This is a genomic window from Mesorhizobium sp. M0166 (assembly GCF_040322255.1).
Taxonomy (GTDB): domain Bacteria; phylum Pseudomonadota; class Alphaproteobacteria; order Rhizobiales; family Rhizobiaceae; genus Mesorhizobium.
On the sequence record NZ_JAMYTD010000087.1, the window covers coordinates 1 to 5,407 of the forward strand.

The following is a 5,407-nucleotide window of genomic DNA, read 5'->3' on the forward strand; positions in this document are numbered from 1 at the left end:
GGCGGCTGAAGGCGCTGGAGGACGAGAACACGCGGCTGAAGCGGCTTCTGGCCGACGCCATGCTCGACAATGCCGCGTTGAAGGAGTGTGGGAAAGAAATGGTGACGCCCGCGGCCAAGCGGAAAGCTGGGCAACGTCAACTGCCTTTGCCTTTCGTGATGGTGGCGCCACAGCCGGTCCGGCCGATGCCTACCTGGAGCCTGGCGATTCACTGGCGTTGACTTCCAAGGTTGGCGGAACCGCGGCCATCTCTGGCCTCGGCTTCACCGTCGATTATCCAATACTAGGGCTTCCGGAACACATAGAGCCGGGTGTGAAAGCTGAACGGGCTGAGCACCCTATCCACGCCGGTCCTGATCATGCGGGCCAACGGGTGCTTCATTTCGTAGAAAGCCTGTAGAGGACTGCGAAGGAAGCCAGCCTCATCCTTCATGCCCTTGAAGCCACCACGCGGCTTGGATGATGTGAACTGGAAACCGTGCCGCTCGAAGCCCTGCACGATCGATTCCGGCGACAGGATGAACTGGTAGAAGCCGCTGAGATCACGGCCCACGACTGAGGGATAGCCGCCAAGCCATGCCTTCAGCCGGCGCAGCGGCGACATCGACGGGACGGTGACGAAAGCATAACCGCCGGGCCGCAGCACTCGGCTCATTTCGGCGAGGATCTGATCGTAGCCGTCGTAAAAGTGCTCGATCACACCAAGCGACCAATAGCCATCGAAGAAACCATCCGGGAACTGGCGAAGGTCCCGGACATCGCCAATCGAGACCTTCAACTCCGGGGCAACACTGTTCACCAGATCGACGGTCTTCGGCGCGTAGTCGATCCCGTAGGCCTCGAAACCTGAGTGGTGAAGCCCGAACACGGTCTGGGCAAGACCACAGCCGGCATCGATTACCTTCGAGCCTTTGGGCAATCTGGCTGCCGTCTCACGGACGACGAAACGATCTTTGCGCCGGACGGCCACGGCGGCCACGTCGCTGGACCAATGGTCATCCCAGAAAATTTCATCAGCGGGGCGGCCAACATAAACGAGCCGCTTGTTCGGCCGGTCGGCATAAACGGAAACGCCTGAGCGCTGCATGTGAGAGCCCGCCTTCACGGTTCTGTGCGGATATCGGCCCGTTAAATCACAGTTTATTTACACCAGCAACATGCCCTCCCAGACGGTTAACCACCAGCGGAGATATGCAAATGCCCCTGTCCAAATCCCCATACGACGCCTGGTTCGGCGGCCTGGTACGTCAGTCCCAAAATCAGGGACCGCCTGACCTATTCGACGAGCGCCGCCTCGCCGTCGGGTGGGGTGACGCCGACCTTCATCGGCAAATTCCATTTCGATACCGCGCTAATTCTAGATGTCGACCGGGCTACCAACACCGACTGGAGAAGATCACCAACTGATCTGTCCGAACGGAGGGAGGTAACGATGCTGAGTACTGGAACGGATCGGTCTGGCTCGATCACTACGGGTGGCAAGCGCAGGCGCTGTCCGCCATCAATCCAGACCGTCGCGGCCTCAACGGCCAGAACATCTCCACCGGCGACCTCTGGATAAACGAAGCCGGAGCACCGCAGCGGCCGACACCGCCGGCTCCTACCGCGTCCAGTCCGGCGATACGTTCCAGATAGGATCGAAGCACCGCCTACTTCACAGCGTTTCCGCACACATGACGCGACAGGAGATGCCGACAATGCCGAGCAACTCGGACAGAACCTTATGGCGCCGGTAATCATCGAGCACGACCCGGCCACACCACCGGCCGCGCCTGGTCCGGCAGCACCAGCGCCGGCTGGATCCCAAATCGGTACGCAGAGGTACGAAAACGCCTGATGGATTTGCTACATGAGGTGGGTCCAGCATCACTAAACATGGCCCAGCAACCTGCTATGGCCTAGGCGTTTCGATGCACGCGTCTGGTCGGGGACATTACTCCGACTGTACTTCCGTCCGTCGTTCGCAAAGGGAAGAGGTACATTGCGATCCACACTAAGGCGTATGCGAGCATAATAGGCCTCATCAGCGCAAGGACGTTCTCCGGACTGTTTCGGTGAGCATAGACGCCGAAGGTCGCCGCCAGAATTATGAACAGAAAGAACGTCATTCCCCGGCTACGTTGAATCATATTGTTCAAGAAAACCAAAGACAAACCGTAAACCGTCCCGCCGATGATTACCCCAGCTATACCGAACATCGACCACCAATGCGCCCAAAAATTCGACGCGAGCCCATAAGTCGCATAGCTGATCACTTGGCTTTGTATTAGATCATTGTACCCAGTGCTGCCGAAGCCGAAAGCCGAGGGCATCACCAAGAACTGCGCCAAGCAGTCCCGAACGGTCGCCCACGGGGAATAGGAAACATTCAACGCGAGAACTCGTTCCAGTAACTCGTGCGTGCCGAAAGCTTCCCAACCCATCTGGAATGACATGGTCGACATGCTGTTAAAGACCTCGCCGAACGAGGCTCCGGTTTTCAACGCTACATAAAACGGCTTGGCCAAAAAAATGATCGCAAGGACCAGGCCGGCACCAAACCATGCCTTCGCAGCGAACACCGCTCGACCAATTGGCATTCCCCAACTCAGAGATACAATTACGCTGACCATAGCGATGACCGGTGTTGTGCGATCACCAGCCACTATGTTGACCACTATCATGGCCCCGAAAAAGACACTGTAGATTTTGCATAATCGCGACCACATGAAAAAGTACGCTGCCACCAAGAGACCTAAGGCATTGCTCCATTTCCAGATTAGCCAGTCAACTCCGACCAATGAACTTAGATCTGAGCGTGTTTGCAGGAACCAACCTGTGCCGTATCTAACGACGAACGACGCAAAAAGGCCCATGCTGAGAACGAAGGTTATGGTTAGAAATCGATCGATATAGCGAGGGTGCGAGTAGATTCGAACTTCCTCCCGATTTATTGCGTGAAAAGCATTTGCCGTGATGATCGATAATCCAAACGCAATCCATACAACCGCCATGACCATCGTGGCCCGATCTGATGTAGGGGCGAAGTAACCTGTCATACCAGCCGTCGCAACTGGACTGGTAAGCCCGACGAGTGCCGGGAGGGTGTACGAAAACAACCCAGCGACCCCAATCCACGGGACCGAAACGTTAGGGAAATTTGTAAGACATATGGTGATGGTACCCACCACAGCGACCCACAAGACCAGTATCAAGCTGTATCCTCGCTGAAGTTGATGATGACAGCTAGTCGTTGCTAGCCGCTTCAACACGGAAATTACCCTCTTCGCCAACGGCGGTCTAGAGAGCCAGCTTTTCTGGGCGCACAGACTGCCCGCTTGATTCTCGGGGTATTGAATGCATTCGTAGCCGCTGAGCTAACCACGTGTCTAGGCTTGGGGCTGGTGCGAGCAGAGCCTTCGGTTTGACCGCAATGTTCACTTACCAAGCCATCATTGAGAACAATGAGGTTGCACTCAGTCACCGAAGGACAGCTTTTTTCGTCACTTTGCTTGCCGTTCTCGTGCTAGCGCTTTTACCCGTCTCCCGGCTTGAGAAATTCGGGTCAACATAGGATTCCACTACCACAAGCTAAATCATGCGACCGCGTTCGCAGTACCAATGTTTATTGGAGCTATTGGTTGGCAGAACGAAAGGCGACTCTGGTAGTTTTGGTGGTTACCAGCGTGATTAGGAGGGATCTTGACGTGCTTGATCTGGCCGCTGACTGCATCGGAATTTCGTGCGGCCTGATATTTCTCAGCTGTCCCTTCACAGCTGCCAATCTGGAAAAATCAGTGATAGTGAAGTAGGTCTCGCTCTCGGTTGGCCAGCAGACGGGGCTCAAGGCTTTACCTCGTCCCATTATCAGTTGTGCTTTGCAAGGCGATCGCGCAATTCAAGTCAGGACACCGATTTGCCGGCTTGTGGTCGCGGGACAGCTTTCTTCGCGCGCCTCGACGCTTCGCGCCGGGTTCAGCAAGTGCCTACCTATCTCCAATATACGAGGACGGATGTTTCACCGGATACGTGCTGTGTCATCCAAAACGCCCCGTCGGCTAGCCCTTCTTGGGCCCTGGCCACCTGGACTCGATGCGCGTTGAGTTGGACAGGACCGGCATGAAAAATGGAGAAGTGAGGCTTTCCATTGGTCCAATGGACTCGTCCGGCCGGCGATCCGCCAAAGAAAATCACTGATAATCTCGAGGGCGGTGCCACATCGAGCCAACCCATCAGACGCAACTCACAAACGAGTCCTCTGCACCGGATTGCAAGTGCGCCCTGTCATGGTGCATCTGTGCAGGATAGTCCGGCTGATACCGGACGAAATGGAATGTGATTTTTCGCGACAGCCCGGCAGTCTCTAAATAGCGCCGGGTTTGAGGTCGGAATCGGGGGCAAGCGCCATGTGCGGTATCGTTGGAATTGTCGGTAACTCGCCGGTCGCGCCGCTTATCGTCGATGCGCTGAAAAGGCTCGAATATCGCGGCTATGACTCGGCCGGCATCGCCACGATCGAGCATGGCAGGCTTGACCGCCGCCGCGCCGAGGGCAAGCTGGTCAATCTCGAGCGCCGGCTGAAGGACGAACCACTCGACGGCATGATCGGCATCGGCCACACGCGCTGGGCCACGCATGGCGTTCCGAACGAGAGCAATGCGCATCCGCATTTTTCTGACGGCGTCGCCATCGTCCATAACGGCATCATCGAGAATTTTGCCGAATTGCGCGACGAGCTGATGCGCGACGGCTACAGCTTCACGTCGCAGACCGATACCGAAGTCGTCGCTCATCTGGTGGCGCGCGAACTGGCCAAGGGGCTGAAGCCAGTTGAGGCGGCGCACAAGGCGCTGAAGCGGCTGGAAGGCGCCTTTGCGCTCGCCATCATGTTCAAGGGCGACGAGGATCTGATCGTCGGCGCCCGCAACGGCCCACCGCTCGCGGTCGGTCATGGCGATGGCCAGATGTTCCTTGGCTCCGACGCCATTGCGCTTGCCCCTTTCACCAATTCGATCACCTATCTGGAAGACGGCGACTGGGCGGTGGTGCGCCGCAACCAGGTCGATATCTTCGACATGGGCGGCAACAAGGTCGACCGCAAACGCCAACAGTCGCTCAGCACGAGCTTCATGGTCGACAAAGGCAACCGCCGCCATTTCATGGAAAAGGAAATCCATGAGCAGCCGGAAGTGATCTCGCACACGCTGGCGCATTATGTTGATTTCGTCGGCGGGGTCTCGAAGCCGCTCGACCTGCCGTTCGATTTCGCCAAGATCGACCGGCTGGCGATCTCGGCCTGCGGTACCGCTTATCTTGCCGGGCTGATCAGCAAATACTGGTTCGAGCGCTATGCGCGGCTGCCGGTCGACATAGATGTCGCTTCGGAGTTCCGCTACCGCGAGATGCCGCTGTCGAAGAACGATGCCGC

General features: G+C 57.1%; 3 protein-coding genes and 1 pseudogene. 2 read left to right on the forward strand and 2 right to left on the reverse strand.

Going from position 1 to position 5,407, the window contains the following annotated elements; genetic code table 11:
• Positions 1-128 (forward strand): annotated as a pseudogene (locus NKJ46_RS34350) (IS3 family transposase); the annotation flags it as partial.
• Positions 129-283: 155 nt separating this feature from the next.
• Here NKJ46_RS34350 and NKJ46_RS34355 read toward each other — a convergent pair.
• Together NKJ46_RS34355 and NKJ46_RS34360 are read right to left on the reverse strand one after the other, a co-directional pair.
• Positions 284-1,087, reverse strand: a complete 804-nt coding sequence (locus NKJ46_RS34355) for a class I SAM-dependent methyltransferase (protein ID WP_352493675.1) — start codon at positions 1,085-1,087, stop codon at positions 284-286.
• An 811-nt stretch (positions 1,088-1,898) separates the two neighbouring features.
• Entirely contained in the window at positions 1,899-3,038 is a 1,140-nt protein-coding gene (locus NKJ46_RS34360) for a hypothetical protein (protein WP_352493676.1), read from the reverse strand.
• A 1,347-nt stretch (positions 3,039-4,385) separates the two neighbouring features.
• On the opposite strand from NKJ46_RS34360, the gene glmS reads away from it, so the two are divergent.
• Positions 4,386-5,407: glutamine--fructose-6-phosphate transaminase (isomerizing) (gene glmS, locus NKJ46_RS34365; protein WP_352671745.1), on the forward strand; the 1,022-nt coding region annotated here is incomplete at its 3' end.

Excerpts from the sequence above, each read along its gene's own strand:
- NKJ46_RS34360 (WP_352493676.1), bottom strand. The coding sequence starts at position 3,038 with ATGACAGGTTACTTCGCCCCTACATCAGATCGGGCCACGATGGTCATG.
- NKJ46_RS34355 (WP_352493675.1), bottom strand. The coding sequence starts at position 1,087 with ATGCAGCGCTCAGGCGTTTCCGTTTATGCCGACCGGCCGAACAAGCGG.